The organism is Halomonas sp. A3H3, from assembly GCF_000982975.1.
Lineage (GTDB): Bacteria > Pseudomonadota > Gammaproteobacteria > Pseudomonadales > Halomonadaceae > Vreelandella > Vreelandella titanicae.
In genome coordinates, this window is record NZ_HG423343.1 from 1297089 (window position 1) to 1311161 (window position 14073).

The window sequence follows — 14073 nt, forward strand, 5'->3', positions numbered from 1 at the left end:
ATCGTGCTGGACTTTGATGGCACCGACATCCCCGTGCATGGCGAGCAACCCGGCAAGTTCTTTAACCGTTATTACGATCACCACTGCTACTTCCCACTGTATGTCTTCTGTGGGCGCCACTTACTGGTGAGCTATCTGCGCACCAGTGACCGCAGCGACAGCCGCCATAGCTGGGCGATCCTCGCCTTACTGGTACGCTTTATCCGTCAATACTGGCCCGATACGCGCATCGTGTTACGAGGTGATAGTCACTTTTGTCGTCCCCGGATGCTCAACTGGTGCGATCGACATCACGTCGACTACATCGTGGGTATCGGCAAGAACAGTCGGCTGCTCAAGGAAGTGGACGTGCCCATGATGCTGGTGCGCAAGACCCAATGGCAGGTGGGAGGGAAAGTAGCGGGGACGTTCCGCTTCCAGTATCAAGCCCGCTCCTGGAAATACCCACGCTGGGTGGTGGCCCGCCTAGAAGAAGGTGAGTTAGGCTCTAATCCCCGGTTTATCATCAGCTCTCGTTACGATGACGGCTTCAAGCTTTACTACGAGCAGTACTGTGCCCGGGGTGACATGGAGAACCGGATCAAGGATCAACAACTGAGCCTGTTTGCTGACCGGACCTCCAGCACGCACTGGTGGGCCAATCAGTGGCGGCTGATCTTGTCGGGCTTCGCTTATACGCTGTTCGAGCGGTTACGGACTTACCTGAAGCACACGCCCTTCGCGCGCATGAGTCCAAGCAACCTGAGGCTCAAGCTCATCAAAGTAGGCGCGGTCATCCTCCGCAATACGCGCCGCATCCGGGTGTTGATGAGTGACAGCTACCCCTATAAAACGGCGCTATCCGATCTGGTCAGGCGGTTGGTGCCGAACTGACTGCTCGGGCGCCCCCGGCCCGACGCAATGGGGGAAAGGGGGAAGTGTGTCTGAAGGACGGAAAGTGGTTAAAAAGTAGCCGATGTAAGTCGAGCCAGTAGGTGTTTAGCGGTGTTACAGCCTGAGTGCGGTACTGGCTGAGGTACTATGAGAAATCCAGGTTAGGATCCTGCACTTATTAGTTGAATTCAGGGCATTAAGGTTCAATTTTTGCAACTTTTATAATTGACCTCTGCTCATCATTAAGGTCAAAAGCATTGAAAACCGCATCGTCTAATTCATCTTGAAGCAGCTTCTTTTGAAGCTTTAACCGTCGGCGATCTTGTTCCATTTTCGCTTTCTCCTCAGCTTTTGCTGCATAGATTATTCTTTCTACAATATCAACCACATGCTGTGAATACTCTGGTACTGGAAATTCCTCCAATTGTCGCTTTGTGTACCACGGGTGTAGCTGGTCATAAATCGCATACTTTGTCCTCAAGTACCATGCGCCAATTGCGCTTGCAGCCAAACCTAGAACAAATTTCAATGTCTTATCATCATTATCTTTACTGATTGCTATGTACAGAGCTTGATCTACTGCAGCTGGCTCTTCGATGTAAGCTGCTGACAAAATTGTTCCTAGAGTCTTACGAAATACCACCTTGGGACTGCGGATAAACTTGGGGTCTCTTGGCTCCGCAAGCCACTTTCCGTAAGAAATATACTGCCCCGAGTATCTATAATTTATCCAAAATACATCTCGCCCCCTTACCTCTGGAAGATATGTTGTATTCTTAAGCACTGCTGAATGATAGGATCTTTCTTCTCTGTCCCTCTTAGTTTGAGGGCCGCTACCAAATGCAGTCTTTCCGTAACCATCGATTCTATAAGCATGAATACCACGATTTAATTCTACGACCCCCCCCAGCTTTTGACACTTTTTGTCAAGGTGCTTTATAATATTCTCTGATTCCAATGAGTATCGCGTATCAATCAATCCAATGCGCTTTACATCTCTCACATAAAGCTCATTAGTTAACTGATTTTCAATTGGACTATTAAAATGGATTATTTTTATAACTTTAGATGGAGCAGAATTGCGCGCAATAAATATTGTATTTTCAATATTAGCATCCCGAAAAACCTTATAGCCAAAAGTACATATTTTCTCAGTGTGCCAATTTTCTAGCATTTTAGTCCGCATCAGCGAAAAGTTATCAGAGTTCAACCACGAATCAGGTATAATATATCCAATAACACCGTTCTTTCGTAATAGTAATAAACCCTTCTCAGTAAAATACACGTAAAAATCAGTCTGATACTGTGAAAATCGATATACTTTCTCAAAATACTCGATTTGAGTATGACCTGCCGAATACAAGTAGGGCGGATTACCGATAACGCAGTCAAAACCTCCCGACTCTCTCAAAAAGGGGAATTCATCCTCCCAGCTGAAAACATTCAAAGCAATCTGATCATCCTCAGAAAGCGAAGATAATAAGTTCTTTTGATAAAAATCCGTTCCAATTAGAGAGTTTCCACATCTAATATTACTGCCCAAGTCTGGCAAAGCACGAATATTAAAGAAATCCATTTGTCGAGCTATTGCATCTGCAGTTTCACCCTCCAAAACCTTGAGAAGCAGGGAAAGCTTGGTGACCTCGACTGCTTGTGTATCAATATCCACACCATAAATGTGTGTAAGAAGGATTCTCCGTCGCTCAGAAATCGTAAGCCGCCAGTTACCCCTCGCTGATTCTAATAGTTTTGGGTTGCTGCCGTTGGCATGCTTTTGAGGACCATCAGAAATGTACTGGTCAAGATACCAGTCAAGTAAATACTGATAAGCACCAATGAGAAATGACCCTGAGCCGCACGCAGGGTCGACAATACGAAGAGGAGACTTATCCTTCGACCTTCCATCTAAGCCTGACACTTGGTTCGGCGTTCGCCCACTCAGCATAGTACCTACAGTATTTTCAACAATGTAGCGCACTACATAACTGGGCGTGTAATACACGCCCCCGGCTCTTCTAACCTCCTGTTTTTCCTCGATTACCGCGCGCTTGCCACTAAGCTTTATAACCTTACCTAGAAACCTTTCATAAACTTGGCCAAGAATATCCGCTGGGAGAACAGAAAATTCATAGCCCGGATTTCTCACAGGGTATAAAAGAAAGCGGCTGAAAGTGTTAACGTTTCAGGGCCATACACCAAAAACCAACACCAACAGCCGCTTCCAAAATGGTACCTGACAAGCTGACCTTCTCGCCACTCTCTCGCCGCCAAATTGAAGCCGACTTCTCCGGGGGCCACATTACGTCGGACGCCGGATTACTCCTGCTTCGTGAAGTCGATAAACAGCATCGCCTAACACGCCGCTTGGCCGCCGTGCTTCATGATCCCCGCTCACCGGAACAGGTTCGTCATAAGCTCGACACGTTGGCTCGTCAGCGGGTGTTCGGTGTCGCCGCTGGCTATGAAGATTTCAACGACCATGAGGCCCTGCGCTATGATCAGGCCCTTCAGACAGCGCTCGGTGAAGAGGATACGCTGGCAGGCAAGTCGACGCTGTGCCGGGTGGAGCAGAACGCCGATCGGCAAGCAATAGTGAAGGCCCATGAGTTGCTGTGGCATCACTTCATTGAACAGCATGACGAACCACCCAAGGAGATCGTGCTGGACTTTGATGGCACCGACATCCCCGTGCATGGCGAGCAACCCGGCAAGTTCTTTAACCGTTATTACGATCACCACTGCTACTTCTGTTCCGGTGAGCGGGGATCATGAAGCACGGCGGCCAAGCGGCGTGTTAGGCGATGCTGTTTATCGACTTCACGAAGCAGGAGTAATCCGGCGTCCGACGTAATGTGGCCCCCGGAGAAGTCGGCTTCAATTTGGCGGCGAGAGAGTGGCGAGAAGGTCAGCTTTTCAGGTACCATTTTGGAAGCGGCTGTTGGTGTTGGTTTTTGGTGTAAGGCCCTGAAACGTTAACACTTTCAGCCGCTTTCTTTTATACCCTGTGAGAAATCCGGGCTAGACCGATTGAGATCTCATAGACTGAGAAAAAGTGAGGCATGAACCTACCTCTCCTACAGGGATACGACTTTAGTCCAACCCCTAGTCAACTGACACCTCTACTTCAATTGCTATAAATCGTTGTAATAGCAACCTCTTCCCAACATTCGAACCAATAACTCATTCAGAGAGAACATAAGTCTGGTGCGAAATATGGCTTCACAAATCATTCCGAAGATTGTATAAAATATAAAAACTACCAATTGGTGCTGACATCCACTGTAGCGCCAGCGTTGATCAGCAGGACAAAACAATCACAGGTGTTCCATGAAACGAGTGCATATCATCGACTCTCATACAGCAGGTGAACCCACACGGCTGGTGATGAAGGGATTCCCAACTCTGCCTGGCGCAACCATGGCGGAAAAATGTGAAGCGCTGCGTACTTCTCATGATCATTGGCGGCGCGCCTGTATGTTGGAGCCACGTGGGCATGATGTGTTGGTGGGAGCGCTTTATTGTGCGCCGGAGTCACCAGATGCAACTTGCGGGGTCATCTTTTTTAACAACTCGGGGTATCTGGGCATGTGCGGTCACGGCACTATCGGGCTCGTCGCATCTCTGCATTATCAAGGCCTTATAGAACCCGGCGCCCATAAAATAGACACTCCCGTTGGCCCAATTAGTGCAACCCTTCACAGCGACGGTGCCGTTACTGTCCGAAATGTCCTTTCTTATCGCTATCGCCAACAAGTCCCTGTTGAAGTGCCTGGATATGGGCTTCTGCATGGGGATATCGCTTGGGGAGGCAACTGGTTCTTCCTTATCAGTCAGCATGGCCAATCGCTAGCGCTTGATAACACCGAAAAGCTAACCGAATTCACCTGGGCCGTACGCCAGTCACTCGAAGCGGCCTCGATTACTGGTGAGGACGGCGGGCTAATCGATCATATTGAACTCTTCACAGAGGACGAGGCAGCCGATAGCCGTAACTTTGTGCTTTGCCCCGGCAAAGCATATGACCGCTCCCCTTGTGGTACCGGCACCAGTGCCAAACTGGCTTGCCTAGCGGCAGATGGAAAATTATCGCCAGGAGAGACCTGGGTACAAGCCAGTATTTGTGGGAGCCAGTTCGAAGGACACTATGAATGGGAGGGCAATGGCATCCGCCCCTATATCAAGGGGCGAGCCTATCTAAGTGCAGATGCCACCCTACTTATTGATGAACAGGATCCGTTTGCATGGGGCATTTCTGACGTGTAAGCACACGACTCATTAGCCCTGATTCTTCATTAACCAAGCAGCACCGATTACTCCACTATCGACTCGGTGCTGAGTGAGTACTGACAACACCAACCGAAAGGAAAAGCAATGAGCGATAACATTTTTACAGGCTGCATCCCTGCGTTAATGACCCCCTGTAATGCGGACCGTCAACCGGACTTCGATGCTCTGGTTGCTAAAGGTCGTGAGTTAATAGATATCGGTATGAGTGGCGTCGTGTACTGCGGCTCTATGGGCGATTGGCCACTGCTAAGCGAAGCACAGCGCCAAGAAGGGGTTGCCCGTTTAGTTCAAGCAGGCATACCGACCATCGTGGGCACTGGCGCAGTCAATACCAAAGAGGCCGTTTCCCATGCAGCTCACGCTGCCAAAGTAGGAGCCCATGGTCTGATGGTTATTCCACGCGTGCTCTCACGAGGCACATCAGTAGCAGCACAGAAAGCTCATTTCTCAGCTATCTTAGATGCTGCACCTAAGCTGCCCGCCGTCATTTATAATAGCCCACACTACGGCTTCGCGACGCGTGCAGACCTCTTCTTTGAGCTGCGTCATCGTTACCCAAACCTAATCGGCTTCAAAGAGTTTGGCGGTGCCAATGACCTACGCTACGCTGCAGAAAACATTACCTCCCAGGATGAAGATGTTACGTTGATGGTAGGTGTAGACACGACTGTCTACCATGGTTTCGTCAACTGTGGCGCCACCGGTGCCATCACTGGCATTGGCAATGCTCTCCCCCGCGAAGTGCTCCAGCTCGTCGCTCTTAGTAAAAAAGCCGCACAAGGCAATGTCGAAGCACGCCGTTTGGCCAAAGAGCTTGAGGAAGCGCTGGGAGTTCTCTCATCCCTCGATGAGGGCGGCGACTTAGTTCTCTATTACAAACATTTAATGGTACTCAACGGGGACTCCGAGTACTCCCTCCACTTCAATGAAACTGACACTCTGAGCGATGCCCAGCGCCACTATGTGGAATCTCAATACGCCTTGTTCCGTACCTGGTATGCCAATTGGTCTGCTTCCTTAGAGAACATCTAAGGCTCAGTGGTACACAATTTTTTACCACTTAGCAGCCGACTGCTCCAGCACAGCTAATGTGCTGGAGCGAACTCTCTTTGGTAGGAGTTACTCATGCACCGTATGAGTCTGGAGGAAGCCGAGGTACTGGCAAAAGCAGTGCTCAACGCCCAGGGCTTCAATCAAGAACAGACACACGCCCTATCTCAAGCAGTGATAGCTGGGCAACGCGACGAGTGCCATTCACATGGCCTTTACCGCTTACTCAACTGCGTTAAAACGCTAGCGGCAGGGAAAGTGGTCGCCAATGCTCAGCCAGAAGTGTACGACCACGCCCCAGGCATCGTACGGGTTGATGCCAAAGGAGGCTTTTCGCAACTTGCCTTCGAGGCTGGCTTACCCATTTTAACGGCAAAAGCGCGTGAGCAAGGAATTGCTGCGCTTGCCATTAATCACTGCGTACATTTTTCAGCCTTATGGGTTGAGATTGAAGCTATCACAGACCAGGGGCTGGTAGCGCTGGCCTGTAATCCCAGCCACGCCTGGGTGGCACCCGCTGGGGGCAATCGACCATTACTGGGTACAAATCCGTTGGCCTTTGGCTGGCCGCGTCCCAATGGTCAACCACCATTTATCTTCGACTTTGCTACCAGTGCAATTGCTCGCGGTGATATCGAGCTCCATCACCGCGAAAATAAGCCCATTCCCGAGGGTTGGGGTATCGACCGTTTAGGGCAGCATAGCCAAAACCCTGCTGACGTATTAGACGGCGCGCTACTTACCTTTGGCGGCCATAAAGGCTCTGCCTTATCTATTATGATTGAGCTTATTGCTGGCCCACTCATCGGTGACTTAACCAGCGCTGAATCACTAGCATATGACGATGGAGCCGGAGCTTCCCCCTATCACGGCGAACTCATACTCGCTATGGATCCTGAACGCTTCCTGGGAAGTACGCTCGAGAATTATATGGCCCGTGCTGAAGATCTGTTCTCGTCGATCATAGCCCAGGGCGCCCGCTTACCCTCGCAACGACGATATGCGGCACGGAAACGCACTCAAAAAGAAGGCATTTCAATTCCAGAATCTCTATATCATGAGTTGTCACGCCTAGCGCGATTATGACGGCTCTTTTCTTACCGACCATTCGCGTTATTCTAACGACGGAGACGAGCATGACATTGCAAGGCAAAATGCTGATTGGCCAACAAGCAGTACAAGGCTCTCGTGACGCCATTTACGCAATCAATCCAGCGAATAATGAACGTCTTGAACCAGCTTATTTAGGTGGCTCCCAGGAAGAGGTAGAAAGGGCCTGCGAGCTAGCTTGGCACTCATTTGACAGCTATCGCGAAACGCAGCAGGAAGCACGGGCACAGTTTCTCGAAACCATTGCAGATGAGATAGAAGCGCTCGGAGAAACACTGATTAGCCGAGCAGTGGCCGAATCTGGCCTTCCTCAAGCTAGGATTCAAGGGGAGAAAGGACGAACTTGTAACCAACTACGGCTATTTGCAAAAACCCTACGCAATGGTGAATGGCTAGATGTTCGAATTGACCCGGCCATGCCTAACCGTCAGCCCATGCCGCGCGCCGATTTGCGTCAACGCCATATCGCGCTTGGCCCAGTCGCTGTTTTTGGTGCAAGCAATTTTCCGCTGGCTTTCTCCGTCGCCGGCGGCGATACCGCGTCAGCGTTAGCGGCGGGATGCCCCGTGGTCGTCAAAGCCCACTCCGCACATCCAGGAACCAGCGAATTAGTAGGACGCGCGATTCAAACTGCCGTCAAGCGGTGTGACCTTCCCGAAGGTGTATTTTCGCTAATTTTCGGCTCTGGCCGTGAGGTTGGGCAAGCACTAGTTGCGCACCCTTACATCAAAGCGGCAGGGTTTACTGGCTCACGCAGCGGCGGCTTGGCACTATGGAAAACGGCGCAATCACGCCCTGAGCCAATCCCTTTCTATGCTGAAATGAGCTCCATCAATCCAGTATTCACTCTACCAGCGGCACTGGAGTCACGTGGTGCCAGCATGGGAGCAGAATTCATTAGCTCGTTGAATATGGGAGCTGGCCAGTTTTGTACTAATCCTGGGTTAGTCATTGCAGTAAAGTCTAAGGGGCTAGACGCGTTCATTGCAGCGGCACGTCAAGCGGTCGAGAGCAGCAGCGCTCAAACCATGCTTACGCCCGGCATTCATCAAGCCTATACCAACGGTGTGCAAGCCCTCACCTCGACAGATAAAGTCCACGAAGTAGCTTGCGGTCAAAAAGGTGCTGGCCCAAATCAATGCCAAACAGCTCTTTTTGTAACCTCTGCGGCTCATTTTCTGGCTGAGAAAACGCTGCAGGAAGAAGTTTTTGGCGCGTTGTCGCTGGTAGTGGAATGCCAAGACCAGAACGAGGTTCAGCGCGTTGCGGAGGCGCTTGAAGGCCAGTTGACCGCCACTCTTCAACTGGAGGTTGCCGATCAGGAAGATGCTCGCAACCTGCTGTCAATTTTGGAACGTAAAGCGGGCCGACTACTCGTCAATGGCTGGCCAACAGGCGTCGAAGTTTGCGATGCCATGGTCCATGGTGGCCCTTTCCCAGCAACGTCAGACTCACGCACCACGTCTGTAGGTACCGCCGCTATTTTTCGCTTTTTACGTCCTATTTGTTATCAAGATCTACCCGATGCACTTTTGCCAGAGGCATTGCAGCATAGCAACCCACTGTCACTTAAACGTCTGGTTAATGGAGAACGTGAAGGCTGATTAATAGGAGCTTGAGCCGCTCTCCTCAGAGGAGAGCGGCGCACCATGCATTGAGCCATGCGAGCTGATCAACGGTTCAATTACCAACCATTCACCTACCAGCCATGGACATCTATATAGGTTTGTATAAAATGTGCAAATTAACTTTCAGGATGGACGTGAACCATGGCGACATTCAAAACACGAGCGCACTTCGTCGCCGACGACCTACGCAAACGTATCCTTGGCGGTGAGTTCAAGGGCGGTACTCAACTTCGTCAGGATGCCCTAGCCAGCGACTATGATGTCAGCCGTATCCCTGTTAGAGAAGCCTTGCTAACCCTCGAGTCAGAAGGGCTAGTGGAGTTTTATGCTCACCGTGGCGCTTTTACCACCGAGCTATCCGTTAGCAAAATTCGTGAGCTTTTCGAGCTACGGATTCTGCTTGAAACCTATGTACTTAGGCATGCCATTGATAACCTCACTGAAGCAGACCTCGATAAAGCCGAGGATATACTGCGCAAATATGACGACGCTCTAAATCGCGGTGGCGAAGTCGACAATTGGAGTGAGTACAACTATGCCTTCCATTTGGCACTTTATGCGCCGGCCGAGCTTCCAGAAACGCTCGCTATCATTCATCAGTTAAATACTAAATCAGATCGCTATATCCGCATGCAGCTCGTCTACTCCCAAGAGATCACAAAAGCTGAAAAGGAACACCATGAGTTGCTGGAGCTAGCGCGCCAACGCGACACCGACAATGCCTGCCAGCTGCTTAAAACCCACATTGAAGACGCCTGTGGAAGTATTATCGCAGTACTTGGAGAGCGTTCCAACCAAGCAGAGGCACTTTGAAGTATGAGTGCTACTTTAACTATCTTACCCCAGCCATTAGCTGCCCTCTCTTCTGCTTAAGTCATAAATACCACTTCTAGCACCCTTAGCCCCTCTTCATATACTTCGGCTAGCTAACACTAGCGTCTTCCGGCTATTCGAATTGTTTTGGCGGATTAAGCCCCGCTCCTATCGTTTCCACCCCATGAGCACCATTGAACTACCAGGTAGTTCCATTTTTACCGCTCGCTGCTTACCCCCTTGCCATCACTCGGCGCTCCTCTCCTCCCATTTCTTACCAATATTTGTCGTTGATGGTATTGATCCAATCCGCAAACCTGAGGTATATTTTATACAATCTACAAAAATTAGAATTAAGGAAGCTTCATGAATCCACGAAGCACGAAGAGTAGCGGCTCTAAAGAGGATGCCGATGTCATCGTTATCGGTGCAGGAGTGGTAGGTAGCGCTTGCGCCCTGTCATTGAGCCAACAAGGCTTTCGCGTTTTGGTGCTAGACAGCCACCAGCATCCGGGTATGGGTGCATCGTTTGGCAACGCCGGCCATATGGCAACGGAACAGGTTTTTCCTATTGCCGATGCAGCCATTGTGAAGCGATTACCCAAAATGCTTCTGGACCCAATGGGGCCTCTACGCTTGGATTGGCGCTATGTTCCCAAGGCCCTACCCTGGTTCACTCGGCTACTTTGGAATCTACGCAAGGCTCCCTATCAAGCCAGCGTAGCAGGCATCCGTGCTCTCAATGAGAACAGCCTGGATGCCTGGCGTCGATTGCTTGACACCATAGATAGCAGGTATCTGCTAAAAGAGGACGGGTCTCTCCTGGTTTATGAAAAAGATAGCGCTGCCGAAGAGTTAGCAGCACTTCACACAAGGATGACCGACCAGCAAGTAGCCGTGGAATACTGGCAAGGCAGTGCAATTAAAGACATCGCTCCTCAATTGTCAGACAGCATTAAAGGAGGGCTATTTTTCCCTGACACCGCACATACTATTAATCCCTCACAGATCGTCGACTCACTCGTATCAGCTGCTAAAGCCAATGGAGTGCAGTTTAGACAAGAAAACGTCATATCAGGCCAAGACCATGGCCACGGTGTGATGCTGAAAACCGCGAGCTCGTCCTCCTTCACGGCCGGCAAAGTTCTTATTTCATGTGGAGCTCATTCTGCCCATCTCACTGCCACGCTAACGGGCACTAAAGTTCCTCTTGATACGGAGAGGGGCTATCACCTGATGCTGCCCCATGAACGACATCGACTGCCTATGGCGGTTACCTCGTTGGAGCGTCGTTTCATCATGACGCCCATGGATGAGGGATTAAGATTGGCAGGTACTGTCGAATTTGCAGGACTCCATCGACCAGCCATTATGCAACGCGCTTGGCAACTGCACAAACTCAGTCAAGGGCTCTTCAAAAACGACTTGGATACTACCGAAGCCAAAACCTGGATGGGCTTTCGCCCCTCGCTACCCGACTCACTCCCTATTATCGATAGCGTTAAAAGTGGAAGAGTCCTACTAGCTTTCGGGCACCATCACCTTGGTCTCACTCAAGCAGCTATTACAGCCGAAATTATTAGCAAGCTGGCCAAGCAAGGAAACCAACCAACACAATTGTCCTGCCAACTGCCCATTGATTTATCTCCCTATCGGCTAAGCCGATTTTCCTAGCACGCGACACCCCAACCCTAAGAACAACGTCATAGGAGCTATTATGTCTTCCCCAAAAGGTCTCGTAAGACTCCCTAACATGATAGAGGTTTTTGCCATCATGTTCGGCTTTATAGCCATCATGTTTGTCAGTATCAGCTTACTCGAACTCCCTATACAGCTTGCCTTGTTCGCCTCTTGGTTTTTGATTATGGGGCTGGGCTTAAAGCTTAAGCTTTCCTACGAAAACATGCAGGAAGGACTTATTAAAGGTATTCATAATGGCATGGAGGCCGTTTTGGTGCTCACTACCGTGGGGGCGCTGATTGGCACTTGGATTGCAGGCGGTATCGTACCGAGCATTATTTATTACGGCCTGTCAGTGATGAACCCACAGATTTTCCTTTTCGCAGCATTTATTATCTGCTCCTTAACGTCTCTAGCTACCGGCACTTCCTTTGGTACGGTGGGAACGGCTGGGGTAGCGATGATGGGTATCGGCCACAGCTTTGGTATTCCGCTACCACTGGTTGCTGGTGCCGTGATATCAGGCGCGTACGTAGGTGATAAAATGTCGCCGCTTTCCGATACAACAGTGATGACTGCGTCACTGTGTAAGGTGGATCTTATAGACCATATTCGCTCGATGATGTGGGTTAGCGGGCCTGCGGTTATAATCGCTTCGATACTGTTCATCACCGTTGGTTTTTTCTATATCAGCGACACAGCAGACACAACTCAAGCAGCAGCGGCTATGCAGGCCCTGGAAAGTCACTTCACAATAACGCCTTGGCTGCTGCTTCCAGCGGTCGTTGTTATTATCCTGTTGACTCGCCGCTTGCCAGCCATTCCTGTCATCACATTAGGTGCCGTCCTTGGCAGCACCTGTGCTTGGCTAGTGCAGGACATGAGCCCAGTTGATGCGATCCAAACCGCCTATTATGGCAATGCAATGCAGTCTGATGAAGCGTTTCTCAACACCCTTCTTAACCGTGGCGGAATAGAGTCTATGCTGGGTGTCGTTGCCCTCATCCTTTTCGCGCTTGGTCTAGGCGGTTTAATGGAACGAGTCGGCATTCTACAGGCTATCAGTCAGGGGTTTCTCAGTTGGGCCAACAACCCAGGCCGACTCACCCTTTCAACCATGTTGGGCGGCTTCTTCGGTAACTTCTTTGGTGGCGCAGCCTATGTCTCACTCATTACCGCCAGCACAATAACTGAGAAGAACTATGACAAGCAGGGGATTGATCGTCGCGTTCTCTCTCGTAATGCAGAAGCGGGCGGCACGATTACAACACCTATGGTGCCATGGACAGACGGCGGTGTATTTATGGCCGCAACCCTTGGTGTTTCGACACTGAGCTACCTGCCATTCCTTTGGTATCACATGCTTGTACTGGTAATCGCTATCTTCTACGGCTACGCCAATATTGCCATTTGGAGAACCACACCAACTAATGAAGAAAATATAGCGGACAGCCACCAAAACGCAATTGCATCACAACAATAAATCAAAGCACACTGCTAAAATAATGACATATATAGCCCTGGATTTTAAAAACCCAGGGTTTTTTTTACTATTTGGCTGCAGAAACTGAGTGCAAGACCTGAGTATCTCGCTAGGTGCTCCTTCAGGTTCACATCGGTAATCCCCCGAAAAACTAGGGTGCTCAAAAGTAGAATTTTCCGTTAGCTAAACGCAGGGAGGGTCGGGTGAAGCTGCCTGACTCAAACAAACCGGTCTCCGGAATAACCGGGGCGGTTCACTACTAACCTGACACACTAGATCAGAAAATATATGATCGACGCCCGGTTGAAGAGCGCTATCGACATTCTCGCTTATATGACGATAATCAAAGTATCAATATGATAATAAAAGGGCTTAATTGATAAATTTTGCACAGCAAAATAAGAGATAATAGTGATCAAACAACCTATAAGGCTTCTACTTAAAAATTGCCATACAGTCTTCATCAACGCTTAGGGCGCTTAATTTTTTTGTTTGAAAACCTCATAGCCTCCAGCAGCTAATGTAGCGATCATGATAAACAAAATCGGCGAAATACCTTCCCAAATTTGAGAAATGCCAGCCATTGTTTCACTTCAAAATAATGCCACGATTGGTAAGATTATAGCAGCCAAAACATTAGCGCTCCGCACGTGCCAAATGAGCATCTAATCAGCACTTCATACAATGGCGACCCCGGTGATTTTCAAACCACGCTCCCTAGCCCGGATTTCTCACAGGGTATAAAAGAAAGCGGCTGAAAGTGTTAACGTTTCAGGGCCTTACACCAAAAACCAACACCAACAGCCGCTTCCAAAATGGTACCTGAAAAGCTGACCTTCTCGCCACTCTCTCGCCGCCAAATTGAAGCCGACTTCTCCGGGGGCCACATTACGTCGGACGCCGGATTACTCCTGCTTCGTGAAGTCGATAAACAGCATCGCCTAACACGCCGCTTGGCCGCCGTGCTTCATGATCCCCGCTCACCGGAACAGGTTCGTCATAAGCTCGACACGTTGGTTCGTCAGCGGGTGTTCGGTGTCGCCGCTGGCTATGAAGATTTCAACGACCATGAGGCCCTGCGCTATGATCAGGCCCTTCAGACAGCGCTCGGTGAAGAGGATACGCTGGCAGGCAAGTCGACGCTGTGCC

At 50.0% G+C, this 14073-nt stretch carries 10 protein-coding genes and 2 pseudogenes; 10 read left to right on the forward strand and 2 right to left on the reverse strand.

Translation table 11 applies throughout. The annotated features are described in order from the left end of the window. Nucleotides 1-873, forward strand: an 873-nt coding sequence (locus tag HALA3H3_RS05620; protein ID WP_082116823.1) for an IS1380 family transposase, incomplete at its 5' end; no start/stop codon positions are given. Between the two features lie 196 nt (nucleotides 874-1069). Here the strand turns inward: HALA3H3_RS05620 and HALA3H3_RS05625 are convergent. After that, complete coding sequence (locus HALA3H3_RS05625) at nucleotides 1070-3019, reverse strand: Eco57I restriction-modification methylase domain-containing protein (protein ID WP_022520340.1); 1950 nt, start codon at nucleotides 3017-3019, stop codon at nucleotides 1070-1072. An 80-nt stretch (nucleotides 3020-3099) separates the two neighbouring features. Here HALA3H3_RS05625 and HALA3H3_RS05630 point away from each other — a divergent pair. After that, nucleotides 3100-3621: pseudogene (locus tag HALA3H3_RS05630) on the forward strand (transposase); the annotation flags it as partial. Nucleotides 3622-3626: 5 nt separating this feature from the next. Here the strand turns inward: HALA3H3_RS05630 and HALA3H3_RS25990 are convergent. Further along, a pseudogene (locus tag HALA3H3_RS25990) lies at nucleotides 3627-3797 on the reverse strand (transposase); the annotation flags it as partial. A 403-nt stretch (nucleotides 3798-4200) separates the two neighbouring features. Here HALA3H3_RS25990 and HALA3H3_RS05635 point away from each other — a divergent pair. From HALA3H3_RS05635 to HALA3H3_RS05670, 8 genes are all read left to right on the forward strand, one after another. Beyond that, a complete protein-coding gene (locus HALA3H3_RS05635; RefSeq protein WP_022520341.1) occupies nucleotides 4201-5136 on the forward strand; it encodes a 4-hydroxyproline epimerase in 936 nt (311 codons plus the stop codon). Between the two features lie 108 nt (nucleotides 5137-5244). Further along, nucleotides 5245-6192, forward strand: coding sequence for a dihydrodipicolinate synthase family protein (locus HALA3H3_RS05640; protein WP_022520342.1), 948 nt, complete (start codon nucleotides 5245-5247; stop codon nucleotides 6190-6192). Nucleotides 6193-6285: 93 nt separating this feature from the next. After that, complete coding sequence (locus HALA3H3_RS05645; protein ID WP_022520343.1) at nucleotides 6286-7296, forward strand: Ldh family oxidoreductase; 1011 nt, start codon at nucleotides 6286-6288, stop codon at nucleotides 7294-7296. 50 nt (nucleotides 7297-7346) lie between these two features. Beyond that, the gene (locus HALA3H3_RS05650) at nucleotides 7347-8924 is read left to right on the forward strand and encodes an aldehyde dehydrogenase (NADP(+)) (protein WP_022520344.1); all 1578 of its coding nucleotides are present in this window, start codon (nucleotides 7347-7349) and stop codon (nucleotides 8922-8924) included. A 165-nt stretch (nucleotides 8925-9089) separates the two neighbouring features. Beyond that, the gene (locus tag HALA3H3_RS05655) at nucleotides 9090-9761 is read left to right on the forward strand and encodes a GntR family transcriptional regulator (protein ID WP_022520345.1); all 672 of its coding nucleotides are present in this window, start codon (nucleotides 9090-9092) and stop codon (nucleotides 9759-9761) included. A 366-nt stretch (nucleotides 9762-10127) separates the two neighbouring features. After that, a complete protein-coding gene (locus HALA3H3_RS05660; RefSeq protein ID WP_022520346.1) occupies nucleotides 10128-11435 on the forward strand; it encodes an NAD(P)/FAD-dependent oxidoreductase in 1308 nt (435 codons plus the stop codon). Between the two features lie 43 nt (nucleotides 11436-11478). After that, nucleotides 11479-12924, forward strand: a complete 1446-nt coding sequence (nhaC, locus tag HALA3H3_RS05665) for a Na+/H+ antiporter NhaC (protein ID WP_022520347.1) — start codon at nucleotides 11479-11481, stop codon at nucleotides 12922-12924. 815 nt (nucleotides 12925-13739) lie between these two features. Continuing rightward, nucleotides 13740-14073 (forward strand): transposase (locus HALA3H3_RS05670; protein ID WP_199105052.1); only part of this gene is annotated, 334 nt, incomplete at its 3' end.